The organism is Citrobacter sp. Cs237 (genome assembly GCF_030332325.1).
Classification (GTDB): Bacteria; Pseudomonadota; Gammaproteobacteria; order Enterobacterales; family Enterobacteriaceae; genus Citrobacter_A; species Citrobacter_A sedlakii.
Window position 1 is genome coordinate 180320 of the sequence record NZ_JAOWIB010000103.1, and the last position, 16032, is coordinate 196351.

The 16032-nt window shown below is 53.8% G+C and carries 14 protein-coding genes; 8 read left to right on the forward strand and 6 right to left on the reverse strand.

Annotation, left to right across the window (positions count from 1 at the left end; translation table 11 throughout):
* Positions 1–9 precede the first annotated feature (9 nt).
* Positions 10–1263, reverse strand: coding sequence for a valine--pyruvate transaminase (avtA, locus tag OGY07_RS11380; RefSeq protein ID WP_286600633.1), 1254 nt, complete (start codon positions 1261–1263; stop codon positions 10–12).
* A gap of 172 nt (positions 1264–1435) precedes the next feature.
* Positions 1436–3466: an alpha-amylase gene (malS, locus tag OGY07_RS11385; protein ID WP_286600635.1), complete on the reverse strand. Its 2031-nt coding sequence runs from the start codon at positions 3464–3466 to the stop codon at positions 1436–1438.
* A gap of 316 nt (positions 3467–3782) precedes the next feature.
* On the opposite strand from malS, the gene OGY07_RS11390 reads away from it, so the two are divergent.
* On the forward strand, positions 3783–4607 hold the full coding sequence (locus OGY07_RS11390; RefSeq protein WP_060570237.1) for a protein bax: 825 nt from the start codon (positions 3783–3785) through the stop codon (positions 4605–4607).
* A gap of 122 nt (positions 4608–4729) precedes the next feature.
* Here OGY07_RS11390 and xylR read toward each other — a convergent pair whose 3' ends face one another.
* A complete protein-coding gene (gene xylR / locus OGY07_RS11395; protein ID WP_042286856.1) occupies positions 4730–5908 on the reverse strand; it encodes a D-xylose utilization transcriptional activator XylR in 1179 nt (392 codons plus the stop codon).
* A 328-nt stretch (positions 5909–6236) separates the two neighbouring features.
* Between xylR and xylA the strand changes: the two genes are divergently transcribed.
* From xylA to yiaB, 3 genes are all read left to right on the forward strand, one after another.
* Entirely contained in the window at positions 6237–7559 is a 1323-nt protein-coding gene (gene xylA, locus OGY07_RS11400; protein WP_042286853.1) for a xylose isomerase, read from the forward strand.
* Positions 7560–7658: 99 nt separating this feature from the next.
* Positions 7659–9113, forward strand: coding sequence for a xylulokinase (gene xylB / locus OGY07_RS11405; RefSeq protein WP_286600639.1), 1455 nt, complete (start codon positions 7659–7661; stop codon positions 9111–9113).
* Positions 9114–9284: 171 nt separating this feature from the next.
* Positions 9285–9629, forward strand: a complete 345-nt coding sequence (gene yiaB / locus OGY07_RS11410; RefSeq protein WP_042286847.1) for an inner membrane protein YiaB — start codon at positions 9285–9287, stop codon at positions 9627–9629.
* Between the two features lie 126 nt (positions 9630–9755).
* Here the strand turns inward: yiaB and OGY07_RS11415 are convergent, their stop codons facing one another.
* On the reverse strand, positions 9756–10751 hold the full coding sequence (locus OGY07_RS11415; protein WP_060570300.1) for an acyltransferase: 996 nt from the start codon (positions 10749–10751) through the stop codon (positions 9756–9758).
* A 176-nt stretch (positions 10752–10927) separates the two neighbouring features.
* Here OGY07_RS11415 and OGY07_RS11420 point away from each other — a divergent pair, with 176 nt between their 5' ends.
* The 4 genes from OGY07_RS11420 (at position 10928) to hokA (ending at position 14797) form a co-directional block, all read left to right on the forward strand.
* On the forward strand, positions 10928–11230 hold the full coding sequence (locus OGY07_RS11420) for a YsaB family lipoprotein (RefSeq protein ID WP_042286840.1): 303 nt from the start codon (positions 10928–10930) through the stop codon (positions 11228–11230).
* A 95-nt stretch (positions 11231–11325) separates the two neighbouring features.
* Positions 11326–12237: a glycine--tRNA ligase subunit alpha gene (gene glyQ / locus OGY07_RS11425; RefSeq protein ID WP_060570235.1), complete on the forward strand. Its 912-nt coding sequence runs from the start codon at positions 11326–11328 to the stop codon at positions 12235–12237.
* Positions 12238–12246: 9 nt separating this feature from the next.
* Positions 12247–14316 carry a glycine--tRNA ligase subunit beta gene (gene glyS / locus OGY07_RS11430; RefSeq protein WP_042286836.1) on the forward strand — a complete coding sequence of 690 codons (2070 nt, stop codon included), beginning with the start codon at positions 12247–12249 and terminating at the stop codon, positions 14314–14316.
* Between the two features lie 328 nt (positions 14317–14644).
* The gene (hokA, locus tag OGY07_RS11435; RefSeq protein ID WP_120714894.1) at positions 14645–14797 is read left to right on the forward strand and encodes a type I toxin-antitoxin system toxin HokA; all 153 of its coding nucleotides are present in this window, start codon (positions 14645–14647) and stop codon (positions 14795–14797) included.
* A gap of 130 nt (positions 14798–14927) precedes the next feature.
* Here hokA and cueP read toward each other — a convergent pair whose 3' ends face one another.
* The gene (gene cueP / locus OGY07_RS11440) at positions 14928–15467 is read right to left on the reverse strand and encodes a copper-binding periplasmic metallochaperone CueP (protein ID WP_269677619.1); all 540 of its coding nucleotides are present in this window, start codon (positions 15465–15467) and stop codon (positions 14928–14930) included.
* Positions 15468–15630: 163 nt separating this feature from the next.
* Entirely contained in the window at positions 15631–15843 is a 213-nt protein-coding gene (cspE, locus tag OGY07_RS11445) for a transcription antiterminator/RNA stability regulator CspE (protein ID WP_000014594.1), read from the reverse strand.
* Positions 15844–16032: the final 189 nt, after the last annotated feature.

Genomic DNA, 16032 nt, shown 5'->3' on the forward strand with positions numbered 1-16032 from the left:
TTCGCCAGGCTATTGATTTTCCGCCCAGGCGCGTTCAACTTCTTCCGCCAGTATCTTCACGCCAGCTTCAATCTTTTCTGGGTCCGGCACGTAGTTCATACGCATGCATTGATGCGTGTGCGGCCAGGGTTTATCCAGACCGGGGAAGAAATAGTGCCCCGGCACCATGAGCACGCCGCGCGCTTTAAGACGCTGGTACAGCAGCTCGGTGGTGATGGGCAAATCCTGAAACCACAGCCAGAGGAAAATCGCCCCTTCCGGTTTGTGGATCAGGCAACGATTTTCCGGCAAATAGCGGCGAATGATCGCGAGAGTTTGCTGAACGCGCTGATAATAGAACGGTTTAATTACCGTTTCCGACAAACGCAACAGATCGTTACGTTTGATCATTTCGTTCATTATCGCCGGCCCGATGCCGCCCGGGGCAAGACTGATAATGCCGTTCATATTGGCGATCGCCGTGATGATTTTTTCATTGGCGATGATGATGCCGCAGCGCGAGCCAGGCAGACCCAGCTTGGAGAGGCTCATACACAGCACAATGTTTGGGTTCCACAGCGGACGCGCTTCGCTGAAGATAATGCCCGGGAACGGGACGCCGTAGGCATTATCGATCACCAGCGGAATGCCGTGCTGGTTAGCAAGCGAGTCGAGCTTCATCAGTTCTTCATCGGTAATCACGTTCCCCGTAGGGTTTGTCGGGCGTGAGACGCAAATCATCCCCGTATCTTCACCAATGTGCAGATGCTCAAAGTCAACGTGATACTTGAACTGCCCTTCCGGTAGCAGCTCAATATTGGGCCGTGCAGAGACAAACAGATCTTCTTCCAGCCCTGAATCCGCGTAGCCGATGTATTCCGGCGCGAGGGGGAACAGCACCTTTTTTGTGCTGCCATCAGCGCGGCGACCGGCAAACAGGTTAAACAAGTAGAAAAACGCGCTTTGACTGCCGTTTGTTAGCGCAATATTCTGTGGTTCGATATCCCAACCCAGATTCTCACGGAGTAGCGAAGCGAGCGCGCTGAGCAGCTCGGTTTTTCCCTGTGGACCGTCATAATTGCAAAGCGCATCAGTGGCTTTGCCGTTTTCCAGCATTCCGGCAAGCAACGAATGGAAATAATCCTGCATCGCCGGGATTTGTGCCGGATTACCGCCACCCAGCATGATAGCGCCGGGGGTGCGTAAACCGTTGTTGAGGTCTTCCATCAGGCGGGTAATGCCTGAATGACGGGTGAATTTGTCGCCAAAAAGTGAAAATGTCATAACGGATGGTCTGTCAAACGCTGAATCAAAGTGGCTTACCTTAACGCCAGCACTGGCAGGGTGCAAATCGGGTCTGTCATGGGGTCTTGACGTTTTATGCTGGATATCCTGACCACCATGGTATTTCCTGTTGCGGCGTCGGGCGCGCTATGGAACCAGACGCCGCTTCCGCTTAGCGCTGTCCGGCCCAGACAACCATCACTTTGTCGTCTCCGGCCTGGCGCACGAAGCCGTATCCCTGCGTCAGGGTGAGCGTGGTTTGCTTACCCGTGCCGACTGCCGGATGCCTGGCCCTGAACTGACCGAGCCGCTGCCAGTGCGCGATGTTAGCAGCAGATTTCCCGCTGACATCCTGCCAGTTCATCTGTGACCGAGTGCCCTGTAGCGGATCTGAACCGGTCGGACCAAAGGGCCGCGCCGACTCATCGCCATAAAAAATTTGTACCGCGCCCGGCGTCAGGAGTAGCAACTCCGCCGCGTTGCTGCCACCTTCGCGGAACAGGCGAGTATCGTGGGACGACAGATAAGTCAGCACGTTGAAACTCTGCAACTTTTCCGCCATTTGCTGCCAGGTGGGATCGATAGCCGCCAGGCAATCAATCGCTTTCGCCGCTTGCTCCTGGTAATCAAAGTTAATCATTGCGTCAAAGCCGTGGCGATAGTAGTCACTTTGCATCACCCCGTGTCCCCAGGCCTCACCGGTCATCCAGAAAGGCTTGTCATCAAGCGCCTTGTCCGGGTTGGCTTTTTTCCATTCGACCAGCGCGGCGCTGGCCTGCGTTTTTAACTGTTGCCACGCCGGAAGCTCGACATGTTTGGCCGTATCCACGCGGAATCCATCAATCCCGAAGTCGCGGACCCAGCGGCTCAGCCAGTGGGTCAGATAGTCCCGCGGCGTAAACCCGTCAATGGCTTTAGCATGGGTATCCGTTTTATGTCGATAAAACGCCGGCAGACCGGAAGGGTGTGTGGATTCGGTTTTCAGATCCGGCAAGAAGGCCAGCGACATTGTGAGATCGTCAAAGCCTGGGCTGTCGTACTCGCCGATATCGGTGCGTATCCACCCTTTGCCCCACCATTTTTCCCATGCTGCTTTGTCGCTGAAGTTAATGTAATCGTTAAAACTGTGCCAGTTCTGCCCGGCGGCAGGTTTCCAGTCGGTCCAGCGTTCGCCGAGGATCTTTTGCCGTTCTTCGTCGGAAAGATAAAGCGCGCCGAAGCCGAATTCTTGCATGTCGGCCAAGGTTGCATAGCCCGTATGGTTCATCACCACGTCAAAAAGAATGCGGATCCCCCGCTGGTGGGCACCGTCAACCAGTGCGCGCAGGTCGTCTTCGTTGCCCATATTAGCGTCGAGACGGGTCCAGTCCTGGGTGTAATAGCCGTGGTAGGCATAATGCGGGAAATCGCCTTTCGTCCCGCCGCCAACCCAGCCGTGGATTTGCTCAAACGGCGCGCTGATCCACAGCGCATTGACGCCCAACTGTTGCAGGTAGTCCAGCTTGCGGGTCAGGCCGCGTAAGTCACCGCCGTGAAAGGTGCCGATCTCTTCCATGCCGTCTTTGTGACGACCATAACTTTGGTCGTTACCGGGATCGCCGTTTTCAAAGCGATCGGTCAGCACAAAATAAACGGTAGCGTTGTGCCAGTCGAACGGGGCTGGCGCGTCGGTTTCTGCCCGCTCAAGCAACAACAGACCATTGCTGTCCGGCGCGGGTTGCAGGGTGATTTTGCCGTTTTTGACCATTGCAGTCTGCTGACTGTAGAAATCGCGGACTACCGACCCTTCAGGAAAAGTCGGCGCCACATCAAACGTCAGCGGGGATCCGTCCCATTTCGGACACTGGCGAATCACGCTAGCGACCGGTTCCGCATCGCGCTGGAGCGTAATCATTAACGTCGGCGTCCCTGAGCGCGTGTCGATTTCCAGTGTGTAATCGCCGTCTCTGAACAGCCGCCACTGCGGCGGCGCGCCTTCGCAGGGCTTCAGCGACAGCATCTGATTGAGTTTTATGGCATTCGCTGGCTGCCAGCACTGTTGGTCAAAATTGAGCGTCAAAGGGCGGGTACCCTTCGTGAGCGTTGCGTGGCTGGAAAATGTCCCCGATCCCCCGGCAGTAAATGCCGGAAAGCCCTGAGCCGTCCACGATGAGGCAACGGCGATCCCCGGCAGCAGCGCCAGAGCAACGGCGGCAAGTTTCATAGTGCGGTCCTTATTGCGGCGATTTTGACCAGTTTGCCTGAGAACCCGTGGGGAAAACTCATCCCCTCGTGGTATTCGATCAGGATGAGGCGCGCGGATGAGCGATCGCCGGCAAAAAATGGCCTTAATTTGCGATAACCCCCACATTTTTCTCGAATGACTTCGGTGCGGGATGGTTTATGCGTGACATGATTTCGGATTTAGACTATTTCTTGAGATGCTCTTGATCGTTATTTTTGATATGATTTGAGATTCAGCTCTCAAAATTATGAATAAGATAAGGTGTTGGAATGATTCAATCCGACCAGGAGACCTAATGATATTGACGCCCATGCGACGATATGGGGCAATGATTCTTATGTTACTCACCTTCGTATTTTCGGGTGGGGTGCTGGCAAAGACGCACACGACAACATCGAGTCAAAAGTCCCACATAACAACAGTCAGTGATAAAAAGGTAAGCAGTAAACAAGAGTATTCTCGCAATAGTGCAAAGAGTCGTTCACTTCCTGATTTGCGAAAATACCCTTCCGGAACACCGCGAAAAAAAGCGTTTCTCCGGACGGTTATGCCTTATATTACCAGCCAAAATGCGGCGATCACCGCAGAACGTAACTGGCTGATTTCAAAACAGTACCAGAACCGCTGGTCGCCGTCTGAGCGTACGCGTTTGAAAGATATCGCGAAGCGCTACAAGGTGAAGTGGTCCGGCAACACGCGCCACATTCCGTGGAATACGCTGCTGGAACGCGTGGACATCATCCCGACCAGTATGGTGGCGACGATGGCGGCGGCAGAAAGCGGCTGGGGAACCTCTAAACTTGCGCGAACCAACAATAACCTGTTCGGTATGAAATGCGCGAAAGGGCGTTGCACCAATGCGCCAGGCAAGGTGAAAGGCTACTCGCAGTTCGACTCGGTAAAAGAGTCCGTGAGCGCGTACGTCACCAACCTGAACACGCACCCGGCTTACGCCTCATTCCGCAAGTCGCGCGCGCAGCTGCGTAAAGCGGATCAGGAAGTCACGGCGACTGCGATGATTCATAAGCTGAAGGGCTATTCGACGAAGGGACAGAGTTATAACAATTATCTGTTCGCGATGTATCAGGATAACCAGCGCTTAATCGCTGCGCATATGTAAGCAAAACGCCGGATGGCGGCTTCGCCTTATCCGGCCTGCAGCGTCCTGCAGGCCCGGTAAGCACAGCGCCACCGGTTTTTTTTCGCCCTCCTGGCGATGCCTGATCTCACACGCGCCTCTCCTCACATCAATACTTCACTGTTCACATCGCGGTACTCTTTTGGCGTCGTACCATATTCTTTTTTGAACACGGAATAGAAATATTGTAGCGAAGGGTATCCACACATTTGGGAGATTTCGTTAATCGACAAGGTGGTGGAGATCAGCAGGCTCCGGGCTTTCTCCAGCTTTTCTGCATGGATCACGGCGTGAATCGTTTCGCCGACCTCCTCTTTAAAACGTTTTTCGAGATTTGAACGGGAAATGCCGACGGCATCCAGGACCTGCTCTACCTTAATGCCTTTGCAGGCGTGATTACGGATAAAATGCATAGCCTGAATCACCGCAGGGTCAGTAAGGGAACGGTAGTCCGTAGAGCGTCGTTCGACCACACGAACCGGCGGTACCAGAATCCGCTGGAGCGGCATTTCCTCATTCGCGAGCAGACGGTGCAGCAGCTTTGCGGCCTGATAGCCCATCTGCCGCGCCCCTTGCGCCACCGATGACAGCGCCACGCGGGACAGATAGCGGGTCAGCTCCTCGTTATCAATCCCAATTACGCACAGCTTTTCTGGCACCGGAATATGAAGATGCTCACACACCTGCAGGACATGGCGGGCGCGGGCGTCGGTCACCGCGATAATACCGGTTTGCGGCGGCAGGGTTTGCAGCCAGTCCGCCAGTCGATTCTGCGCGTGTTGCCACAGCTCCGGCGCGGTTTCCAGCCCCTGGTATACTACGCCCCGGTATTTTTCTTCCGCCACCAGTTGGCGGAAAGCGTGCTCGCGCTCCGCGGCCCAGCGTTTCCCACTGGACGGCGGCAGTCCGTAAAAGGCGAAACGGTTGATGCCTTTCTCTTTCAGATGCAGGAAGGCGCTCTCGACCAGAGCATGGTTATCGGTGGCGATGTAATGTACCGGCGGGTAATTTTCCGCGAGGTGATAGGAGCCGCCTACGCCGACGATGGGAACGTCAACGTCGACCAGCAAACGCGCGATTTCCGCATCGTCGTAGTCGGCAATCACGCCATCGCCTAGCCATTCTTTGATGTTATCAATGCGGGCGCGAAAATCTTCTTCTATGAATATATCCCATTCAGACTGCGACGCTTGTAAATATTCACCGACACCCTCTACAACCTGGCGGTCATAGGCTTTATTCGCATTAAATAACAGGGTAATACGGTGACGTTTATCAAACATAAGAACATATCCTGAACAATGTGAACATGGGCTGGTCGATACTATCACTGGCGTGGCGCCATGCGAAATTGACCATAGCGAAGCGAGGAAGGCAATTCTCATTTCTTATCTGGCGGTTACGGTTTTTTGTTTATTTCTCAACCTTCGAGCTGGATCGCTTTTTATCCCCCCTCATTTCTGCGGTTTTGCGCCTTTTTTTGGGAGCCAGCGCACATTTGGGTATTCTCTTAATGGCGGTGTGAAATAACGTAATTGAGCTCTAAATCGGGAAATTCCAGTATTAAGTCATCGCAATTACTCGCTGTATTACCTGATTACGGAGCTTATTATGCAGGCTTATTTTGACCAACTCGATCGCGTGCGTTTCGAAGGCGCCAAATCCACGAATCCTTTAGCGTTTCGTCATTACAATCCTGATGAAGTCGTGCTGGGCAAACGGATGGAAGATCATCTGCGCTTTGCTGCCTGCTACTGGCATACCTTCTGCTGGAACGGGGCGGATATGTTCGGCGTCGGCGCGTTCAACCGTCCGTGGCAGCAACCGGGTGAAGCGCTGGCGCTGGCAGAACGTAAAGCAGATGTCGCGTTTGAGTTTTTTCACAAGCTGAATGTTCCGTTCTACTGCTTCCACGATGTCGATGTTTCTCCGGAAGGCGCGTCGCTGAAAGAGTATAAAAACAACTTCGCCCACATGGTCGATGTGCTGGCCGCGAAACAAGAAGAAAGCGGCGTGAAGCTGCTGTGGGGCACCGCAAACTGCTTCACCAACCCACGTTACGGCGCAGGCGCAGCGACCAACCCGGACCCGGAGGTCTTCAGCTGGGCGGCCACGCAGGTGGTGACGGCGATGGAAGCCACTCATAAGCTGGGCGGCGAAAACTACGTGCTGTGGGGCGGTCGTGAAGGCTATGAAACCTTGCTGAACACCGACCTGCGTCAGGAACGCGAACAAATTGGCCGCTTCATGCAGATGGTCGTTGAGCACAAACACAAAATTGGCTTCCAGGGAACGCTGCTGATCGAGCCGAAACCGCAGGAGCCCACCAAGCATCAGTATGATTACGACGCGGCGACCGTCTATGGCTTCCTGAAGCAGTTTGGTCTGGAAAAAGAGATCAAACTGAATATTGAAGCGAACCACGCCACGCTGGCAGGCCACTCTTTCCATCATGAAATTGCGACCGCGATCGCGCTGGGCCTGTTTGGATCTGTTGATGCTAACCGCGGCGACGCGCAGTTGGGCTGGGATACCGACCAGTTCCCGAACAGCGTTGAGGAAAATGCGCTGGTCATGTATGAAATCCTGAAAGCGGGCGGCTTCACCACTGGGGGCCTGAACTTTGACGCCAAGGTCCGTCGTCAGAGCACCGACAAATACGATCTGTTCTACGGTCATATCGGCGCGATGGACACCATGGCGCTGTCGCTGAAAATCGCTGCGCGCATGATCGAGGATGGCGAGCTGGATAAACGCGTGGCGAAGCGTTATGCAGGCTGGAACAGCGAACTGGGTCAGCAGATCCTCAAAGGCCAGATGTCGTTAAGCGAACTGGCACAGTATGCTGAACAGCATAACCTGGCGCCGGTTCATCAGAGTGGACATCAGGAGCAGTTGGAAAACCTGGTGAACTATTATCTGTTCGACAAATAAGCGTTTTTGCCGGGCGGCGCTCTGTTTGCCCGGCCTACGGTTGTTGTAGGCCCGGTGAGCTTCGCGCTGCCGGGCCTTTTCATTGAAGGAACCCACAACATGTATATCGGGATCGATCTTGGCACCTCGGGCGTGAAGGCTATTTTGCTCAACGAGCAGGGCGAGGTTGTGGCATCGCAAACGGAAAAGCTCACCGTCTCTCGTCCCCACCCGCTTTGGTCTGAGCAGGACCCCGAGCAGTGGTGGCTGGCGACCGACCGCGCCATAAAGGCGCTCGGCAAACAACATTCGTTGAGCAATGTTAAAGCGTTGGGGATTGCCGGACAAATGCACGGCGCGACGTTACTTGACGCCCGACAGCGCGTTTTGCGTCCCGCCATTTTATGGAACGACGGGCGCTGCGGCGAAGAATGCGCGCTACTGGAGACGCAGGTTCCGCAGTCGCGTGAAATCACCGGCAACCTGATGATGCCCGGCTTTACCGCGCCGAAGCTGCTCTGGGTGAAGCGCCATGAGCCGGATATTTTCCGCCAGGTGGCGAAAGTGCTGCTGCCGAAGGATTATCTGCGTTTACGTATGACGGGCGAGTTTGCCAGCGATATGTCGGATGCGGCGGGAACAATGTGGCTGGATGTTGAAAAGCGCGACTGGAGCGACGTGATGCTGAATGCCTGCGGCCTGAGCCGTGACCATATGCCCACGCTGTTTGAAGGCAGCGACATCAGCGGAACGCTGCTACCAGAGATCGCGATGGCGTGGGGAATGCCGTCGGTATCGGTTGTCGCGGGTGGGGGAGACAATGCGGCGGGGGCTGTGGGCGTCGGGATGATTGATGCCAATCAGGCCATGCTGTCGCTGGGTACCTCCGGGGTTTATTTTGCCGTCAGTGAAGGATTTCTTAGCAAGCCGGAAAGTGCCGTGCACAGCTTCTGTCACGCGTTGCCGGGCCGCTGGCATTTGATGTCGGTGATGCTGAGCGCGGCGTCCTGCCTTGACTGGGCGGCAAAACTCACCGGGCTGGAAACCGTCCCCGCACTGTTGGCGGCGGCCCAGAAAGCGGATGACAGCGCCGATCCCGTCTGGTTTTTACCGTATCTTTCCGGCGAGCGGACGCCGCATAACAATCCACAGGCGAAGGGGGTTTTCTTTGGTCTGACGCACCAGCACGGTCCGGCTGAACTGGCGCGCGCGGTGCTGGAAGGGGTAGGTTATGCGCTGGCCGACGGGATGGATGTCGTGCATGCCTGCGGCGTGAAGCCGCAAGGCATTACGCTTATCGGCGGCGGCGCGCGTAGCGCCTGGTGGCGACAAATGCTGGCAGATATCAGCGGATTGCAGTTGGATTACCGCACGGGGGGCGATGTCGGGCCAGCGCTTGGCGCAGCCCGTCTGGCGCAGATCGCCGTCAATCCGGAGAAGCCGTTATCTGAGTTGCTGCCGGAGCTGCCGCTGGAACAAACGCATCTGCCTGACGCACAGCGTCATACGCTTTATCAGCAGCGACGCGAAACGTTCCGCCGTCTTTATCAACAGTTACATCCCCTGATGTCCTGATCGCACTCCCTCCTGCATACAGGAGGGATTTATTCTGCGTATAGAAATGATTTATAAATAAATTATTTATATGAATTTATTCTTAAATTCTTTCACTTAAGTCTTTTTTAATTGTTGTTCCTGTCGGGTTATCCCTAATCTGCATAACACGCGTTGGATAAGGAGATCCCAGTGAAAGGCGCAACGTTGATTGCATGGCTGTTATGTATTTCAGGCACGTTGACTTACGTTATTGGCCTATGGCGAGCATGCCCGTTACTCAGTGGAAAAGGCTATTTTCTCGGGGTGCTGATGACCGCATGGTTTGTCACATGGGTTTATCTACGAGAAATGACGCGTGGTCAACTTGACGAACGCTTTATTGTCGTCTGCAAACTGGTGGCATTAATTACGATGGGTTTATTTTGCGTCGGAATTATGAATGCGCCGCTCACGACAGTGGAGAAAGTGATTCACCCCATTGCTCTCTTTGTCAGTCTTCTGGGGTTTGTTCGTCTCATACGTGCGTCAGATTAGTAAAATAATGATTTTATTATTGTGGTGCCTGACCTGTTTATTATTGCGGCGATTGAAACGCCGTCTTGCCTGAAGTCGTTAATTCTTACTCTCTACGCCCGGTCATCACAGACCGGGCGTTTTGTTTCAGCTAACCAGTCGGCGGGTATCGACCCGCTGCAACAGCATTGACAGCAGTAAACTGACGCAAAGCGTTGCGCTAAAAATCCACAGCATGTCCAGCGGCGGCCAGCGCTTGATCTCCAGGCCGCTGGTGCGCAACGCGTGAATGATCAACGCATGGAACCCGTAAATGCCCAGCGAATGGCGGGAGATCAGCCCAAGCCCCGGAAGCGTTCCGCCATTCAGCGTGTTTTTCACCAGCGTCAGTAGCGCGATGGCGCAGATAAACACCATTGGCCCACAATAAAGATACCAGGTATCAGCGAAATTACCGCGCCACTGTAGCTCGTGCAGCGTGCCACGAGAAATAACCCCGACGGCGACAATAAATACCACGGCGCTTAGCCAACTTAGCGCCCGTTTTTGTGTCTCCATCATGCCGATCGCACGTCCCAACATGCCATAGAGGATGTAATAGAAGGTGTCGCCGTTGATATACAAATTGATGGGCAACCATTCAACCCCGCCGATTTTTTGCGGTACGGTATTGGGGTTGGCGACAATCCCTGTCACGACCATCAGCACCAGCAGCATCTTGCCGCTGACGTTTTTTACCTGGATCAGCGGTGAAACCAGGTAGATCACGGCGATCGCAAAGAAAAACCACAGATGATAGAACACCGGTTTTTGCAGCAGATTTTTGAGAGAAAGTTCGGCGTTAATAGAGGTAAACAGCGTGATGTATGCCAACGCGACGGCGCTGTAGAACAAAAGGCACAGGGCGATGCGCACGAAATGGCGCTTTTGCGCGCTGCGTTCGCCAAAAAAGAGATAACCTGAAATCATAAAAAACAGCGGTACGCTGACGCGGGAAGCGGAATTCAGGATATTCGCGAGATCCCAGTTCGCGGGGCTGACGCTGTGGGCGTTGGTGATGTACCAGGTCGTGGTATGGATCATCACCACCATCAAACAGGCGATCCCTCGCAGGTTGTCAATCCAGAAAATTTTGGGCTGCATCAGTTCCTCTGTTTCGATGTTAAAAAAGGTCTGACTCACATTTCATCAGCCTGTCTTGTTGGAAAAATCTGAGTTTTTACGCTAAAGCTTGTGATGGCCCGATAGGGTTCGCAAAAATATGTTTGCCCTGCACCGTAATAATAATAAAACGTTCTCATCCACCAGGCGGTAATAAAATGATGATAAAGCCACTCTTTTCAGCCGTTGTCTTCGTCATGCTGACGGGCTGCGCCGTGACGCCGCCACCGCCGCAAAAGGCGCAGCAGGCAAAAATGAGCCCAACGCGCTCGCTGGATATGGAAGCGCTCTGCAAAGATCAGGCGGCCCGACGTTACAACACGGACACGAAAGAAATTGATGTCACCGGCTTCGAACAGTTTCAGGCAAGCTATGAGATGCGCGGTTATACCTTCCGTAAAGAGAGTTTTGTCTGCTCTTTTGACGCGGATGGGCAGTTTTTACATCTTTCCATGCGCTAAGCCCTGCCTTTTTCCCGTTACGTACTGTATATCTTGCAGTCAGCGGGTATACTGGACCCTTCCTTTAAATCCACACGTATCCAGCACGAAATAATATGCAAAAGTTTGATACCAGGACCTTCCAGGGCTTGATCCTGACCTTACAGGATTACTGGGCTCGCCAGGGCTGTACCATTGTTCAACCATTGGACATGGAAGTCGGCGCGGGAACTTCTCATCCCATGACCTGCCTGCGCGCGCTGGGGCCAGAACCGATGGCGACTGCTTATGTGCAGCCTTCTCGTCGTCCGACCGATGGTCGTTATGGCGAAAACCCGAACCGTTTACAGCACTATTACCAGTTCCAGGTGGTGATTAAGCCGTCTCCGGACAACATTCAGGAACTGTATCTTGGCTCGCTGAAAGAACTGGGTATGGACCCGACCATCCACGATATCCGTTTCGTTGAAGATAACTGGGAAAACCCGACGCTGGGCGCCTGGGGACTGGGCTGGGAAGTGTGGCTGAACGGTATGGAAGTGACGCAGTTCACTTACTTCCAGCAGGTTGGCGGCCTGGAGTGTAAGCCGGTTACCGGTGAGATCACCTACGGCCTGGAACGTCTGGCGATGTACATTCAGGGCGTAGACAGCGTTTATGACCTGGTCTGGAGCGACGGCCCGTTGGGTAAAACCACCTACGGCGACGTGTTCCATCAAAACGAAGTGGAGCAATCCACCTATAACTTCGAATACGCGGATGTGGATTTTCTCTTTACCTGCTTCGAGCAGTACGAGAAAGAAGCGCAGCAGCTGCTGGCGCTGGAAAACCCGCTGCCGCTACCCGCTTACGAGCGTATTCTGAAGGCCGCCCATAGCTTCAACCTGCTGGATGCGCGTAAAGCCATCTCCGTCACCGAGCGTCAGCGCTACATTCTGCGCATTCGCACCCTGACCAAAGCAGTGGCAGAAGCTTACTACGCTTCCCGTGAAGCCCTCGGCTTCCCGATGTGCAATAAAGACAACTAAGAGGCGGCCATGTCTGAGAAAACTTTTCTGGTGGAAATTGGCACTGAAGAGCTGCCACCAAAAGCCCTGCGCAGCCTGGCTGAGTCCTTTGCTGCGAACGTCACTGCGGAGCTGGATAACGCTGGCCTCGCACACGGCAACGTTGAATGGTTTGCCGCGCCGCGCCGTCTGGCGCTGAAAGTGGCGAACCTTGCGGAGTCCCAACCCGATCGCGAAGTGGAAAAACGCGGTCCGGCGATTGCGCAGGCCTTCGACGCAGAAGGCAATCCGAGCAAAGCGGCTGAAGGCTGGGCGCGCGGCTGCGGTATCACCGTCGACCAGGCCGAGCGTCTGACCACGGACAAAGGCGAATGGCTGCTGTATCGCGCTCATGTGAAAGGCGAGCGCGCCGAAGTATTGCTGCCGAACATGATCGCCACGTCTTTGACGAAGTTGCCGATTCCGAAACTGATGCGTTGGGGCGCGTCTGACGTCCATTTCGTGCGTCCGGTTCATACGGTAACGCTGTTGTTGGGCGACAAGGTGCTGCCGGCAACGATTCTGGGTATCCAGTCCGATCGCGTGATTCGCGGTCATCGCTTTATGGGCGAGCCAGAATTCACCATCGACAATGCCGATCAGTATCCGCAAATTTTGCTGGAGCGCGGTAAAGTCATGGCCGACTATGAAGCGCGTAAAGCGAAAATCAAAGCTGACGCCATTGAGGCGGCGCGCAACATTGGCGGTAACGCCGACCTGAGCGAAAGCCTGCTGGAGGAAGTCACCTCGCTGGTGGAATGGCCGGTGGTGCTGACCGCGAAGTTCGAAGAGAAATTCCTTGCGGTGCCGTCTGAAGCGCTGGTTTACACCATGAAAGGCGACCAGAAATACTTCCCGGTTTACGCAAATGACGGCAAACTGCTGCCGAACTTTATCTTCGTCGCCAACATTGAATCCAAAGATCCGCAGCAGATCATCTCCGGTAATGAGAAGGTGGTTCGCCCGCGTCTGGCGGATGCGGAGTTCTTCTTCAATACCGACCGTAAAAAACGTCTGGAAGATCATCTGCCGCGTCTGCAAACCGTATTGTTTCAGCAGCAACTGGGTACGCTGCGTGACAAAACCGATCGCATTCAGGCGCTGGCTGGCTGGATTGCCGGTCAGATTGGCGCAGACGTGAACCACGCGACCCGGGCGGGCCTGCTGTCAAAATGCGACCTGATGACCAATATGGTCTTTGAGTTCACTGACACTCAGGGCGTCATGGGCATGCACTATGCTCGCCACGACGGCGAAGCAGAAGATGTGGCCGTCGCGCTGAACGAGCAGTATCAGCCGCGCTTTGCGGGCGATGCGCTGCCGTCTAATCTGGTAGCCTGCGCGCTGGCGATTGCGGACAAAATGGACACTCTGGCGGGTATCTTCGGCATTGGTCAGCATCCGAAAGGAGATAAAGATCCGTTCGCGCTGCGTCGAGCCGCGCTGGGCGTACTGCGCATCATCGTCGAGAAAAACCTGAATCTGGATCTACAGACACTGACCGAAGAAGCTGCGCGTTTGTATGGCGACAAGCTGACCAACGCGAACGTCGTGGACGATGTGATCGACTTTATGCTCGGTCGTTTCCGCGCCTGGTACCAGGATGAAGGTTATAGCGTTGACACCATTCAGGCGGTACTGGCGCGTCGTCCGACGCGTCCGGCAGACTTCGACGCGCGTATGAAGGCCGTCTCACACTTCCGTACGCTGGAAGCCGCGTCGGCGCTGGCGGCAGCAAACAAGCGTGTCTCCAATATTCTGGCGAAGTCTGATGAAACGCTGAATGACATCGTTCACGCATCCGTACTGAAAGAGGCGGCGGAAATGGCGCTGGCCAGAGACCTGGTGGTACTGCGTGACAAGCTGCAGCCGTACTTTGCCGAAGGTCGCTACCAGGACGCGCTGATTGAACTGGCTTCCCTGCGTCAACCAGTGGATGAGTTCTTTGAGAATGTGATGGTTAATGCGGAAGACAAAGAGGTGCGTATCAACCGTCTGACGCTGCTGTCTAAACTCCGTGAGCTGTTCCTGCAAGTCGCGGATATTTCGCTGCTGCAATAAGCGAATCGTTAATAATAAAAAGCCTGCCATTGCGCGGGCTTTTTTATTGTCAAAAAATGATTAATAGAATCGCTAATAATATTCTGCTAAATGACAATGTATAATTCATTGAGCGGAAGAAAATACTTTAGGAATTTATTAACGAAGGCAAACACGATATTTGCAGTAGAATGCAGACGGGTGCTTGAGACTGGCTGTCTCAGGTATTCACCAGATGGCAGACAGAGAAAAGCCCCACCTGACAATAAATCAAAGTGAGGCCGCCTCTATGCCTGAACACCATAAGAGTAGCCTCTTACCTGTTGAAAATCAACACCGGAGGCTGATGATGCCGCAAAGATGTATATTGTGCAGTTTAATAGTGATATGTCTCACTATTTTATTATTTACCTGGATGGTTCGTGATTCATTATGCGAATTACATATCAGACAGGGAAATAATGAACTGGCGGCGTTTTTAGCCTGTGAAGTGAAACAGTAAGAGCATCTGGCGGGGCGTTGTCCCCGCCATTCTTCTGGTGTGAAGCATTCTCAATGCACCCTTTTACTCTTTGCGTTACTGTGTTTTTCGCCCGATCGGCATAGCGCTATCGGGCATTATCATTATGCGTTTATTGTAACCGCAATTCCGTCAGACAGGTCTGGCTGTCTTCTCTTGTCGCAATAGCATGAGACGCCATTTTCCCGTTGTAGCTCACCTCGATTATCCCCTCCATATTGCGCGGCAGCCACACGCCGATAAAGCCGTTCTGATGGCTTTTCATCGGTTTCTCAATTAGCACATCGCCTTTGCTGTCCGTGATTTTGACGTTAAATGTGGTGTCAGGCATTTCCCCCTGGCAGCCGGAGAGGCTGTGGTTAAAGCAGGGATGGGTCTGGCGCTGGTAGGGCGCAAAGGAAAGATAAAACTTTTCGCCCAACGGCAGTGTATACGCCTGTTCGCCGGAAGAGAGTTTCAGCGCCGTACTGGTAATGGAGGCAGACAGGGGGAGCGGGCGCGCCTGCGGCGTCTGGTCAAGCGCATCGACCATCTGTTCGACGGTTTTACCGGCAAGCCCATGTTCCGCCAGGAAAGCGGCTTGAGGAGAAGCAGCGAAAACAGTGCCGCTGGCGAACAGGCCCAGCGTCAACAGCAGAGGACGTATAGACATTGTATCAATTCCATGTGAAAAGAAAGGATGTCACTATAAAGCTTTCCCTAAGGGGAAGGTCAAAGCCAGACGAGGTAAAGTAATGCAAAGACAGGAGGGCAGGACGGAGATAAAAAAAATCCCCGCCGTCTGGCAGGGATTCTGAATACTGAGCTTTTAAAGCTTACAGGCTGGTTACGTTGCCAGCTGCCGGGCCTTTAGCGCCGCTTTCGATGGTGAAGGAAACTTTCTGACCTTCATCCAGAGATTTGTAGCCATCGTTCTGGATAGCAGAGAAGTGTACGAACACGTCTTTAGAGCCATCGTCAGGAGTGATGAAGCCGAAGCCTTTGTCAGCGTTGAACCATTTTACGATACCAGTCATTTTACCGGACATAGTGTATTACCTTTTAAAAAATAAGTGTGCCTTTCGGCGATATGGCGTGCTTTACAGATTTTTTAAGCGTTAAAGGAAATGCGCACTACGAGGGGTATCAACGATAACTCTTGAAGGGGACTGCCTTACTAAACTGCTTTAATGGTCTGTACGTCAAACCGTTGAACGCATTAACTCATGTAACGCCGG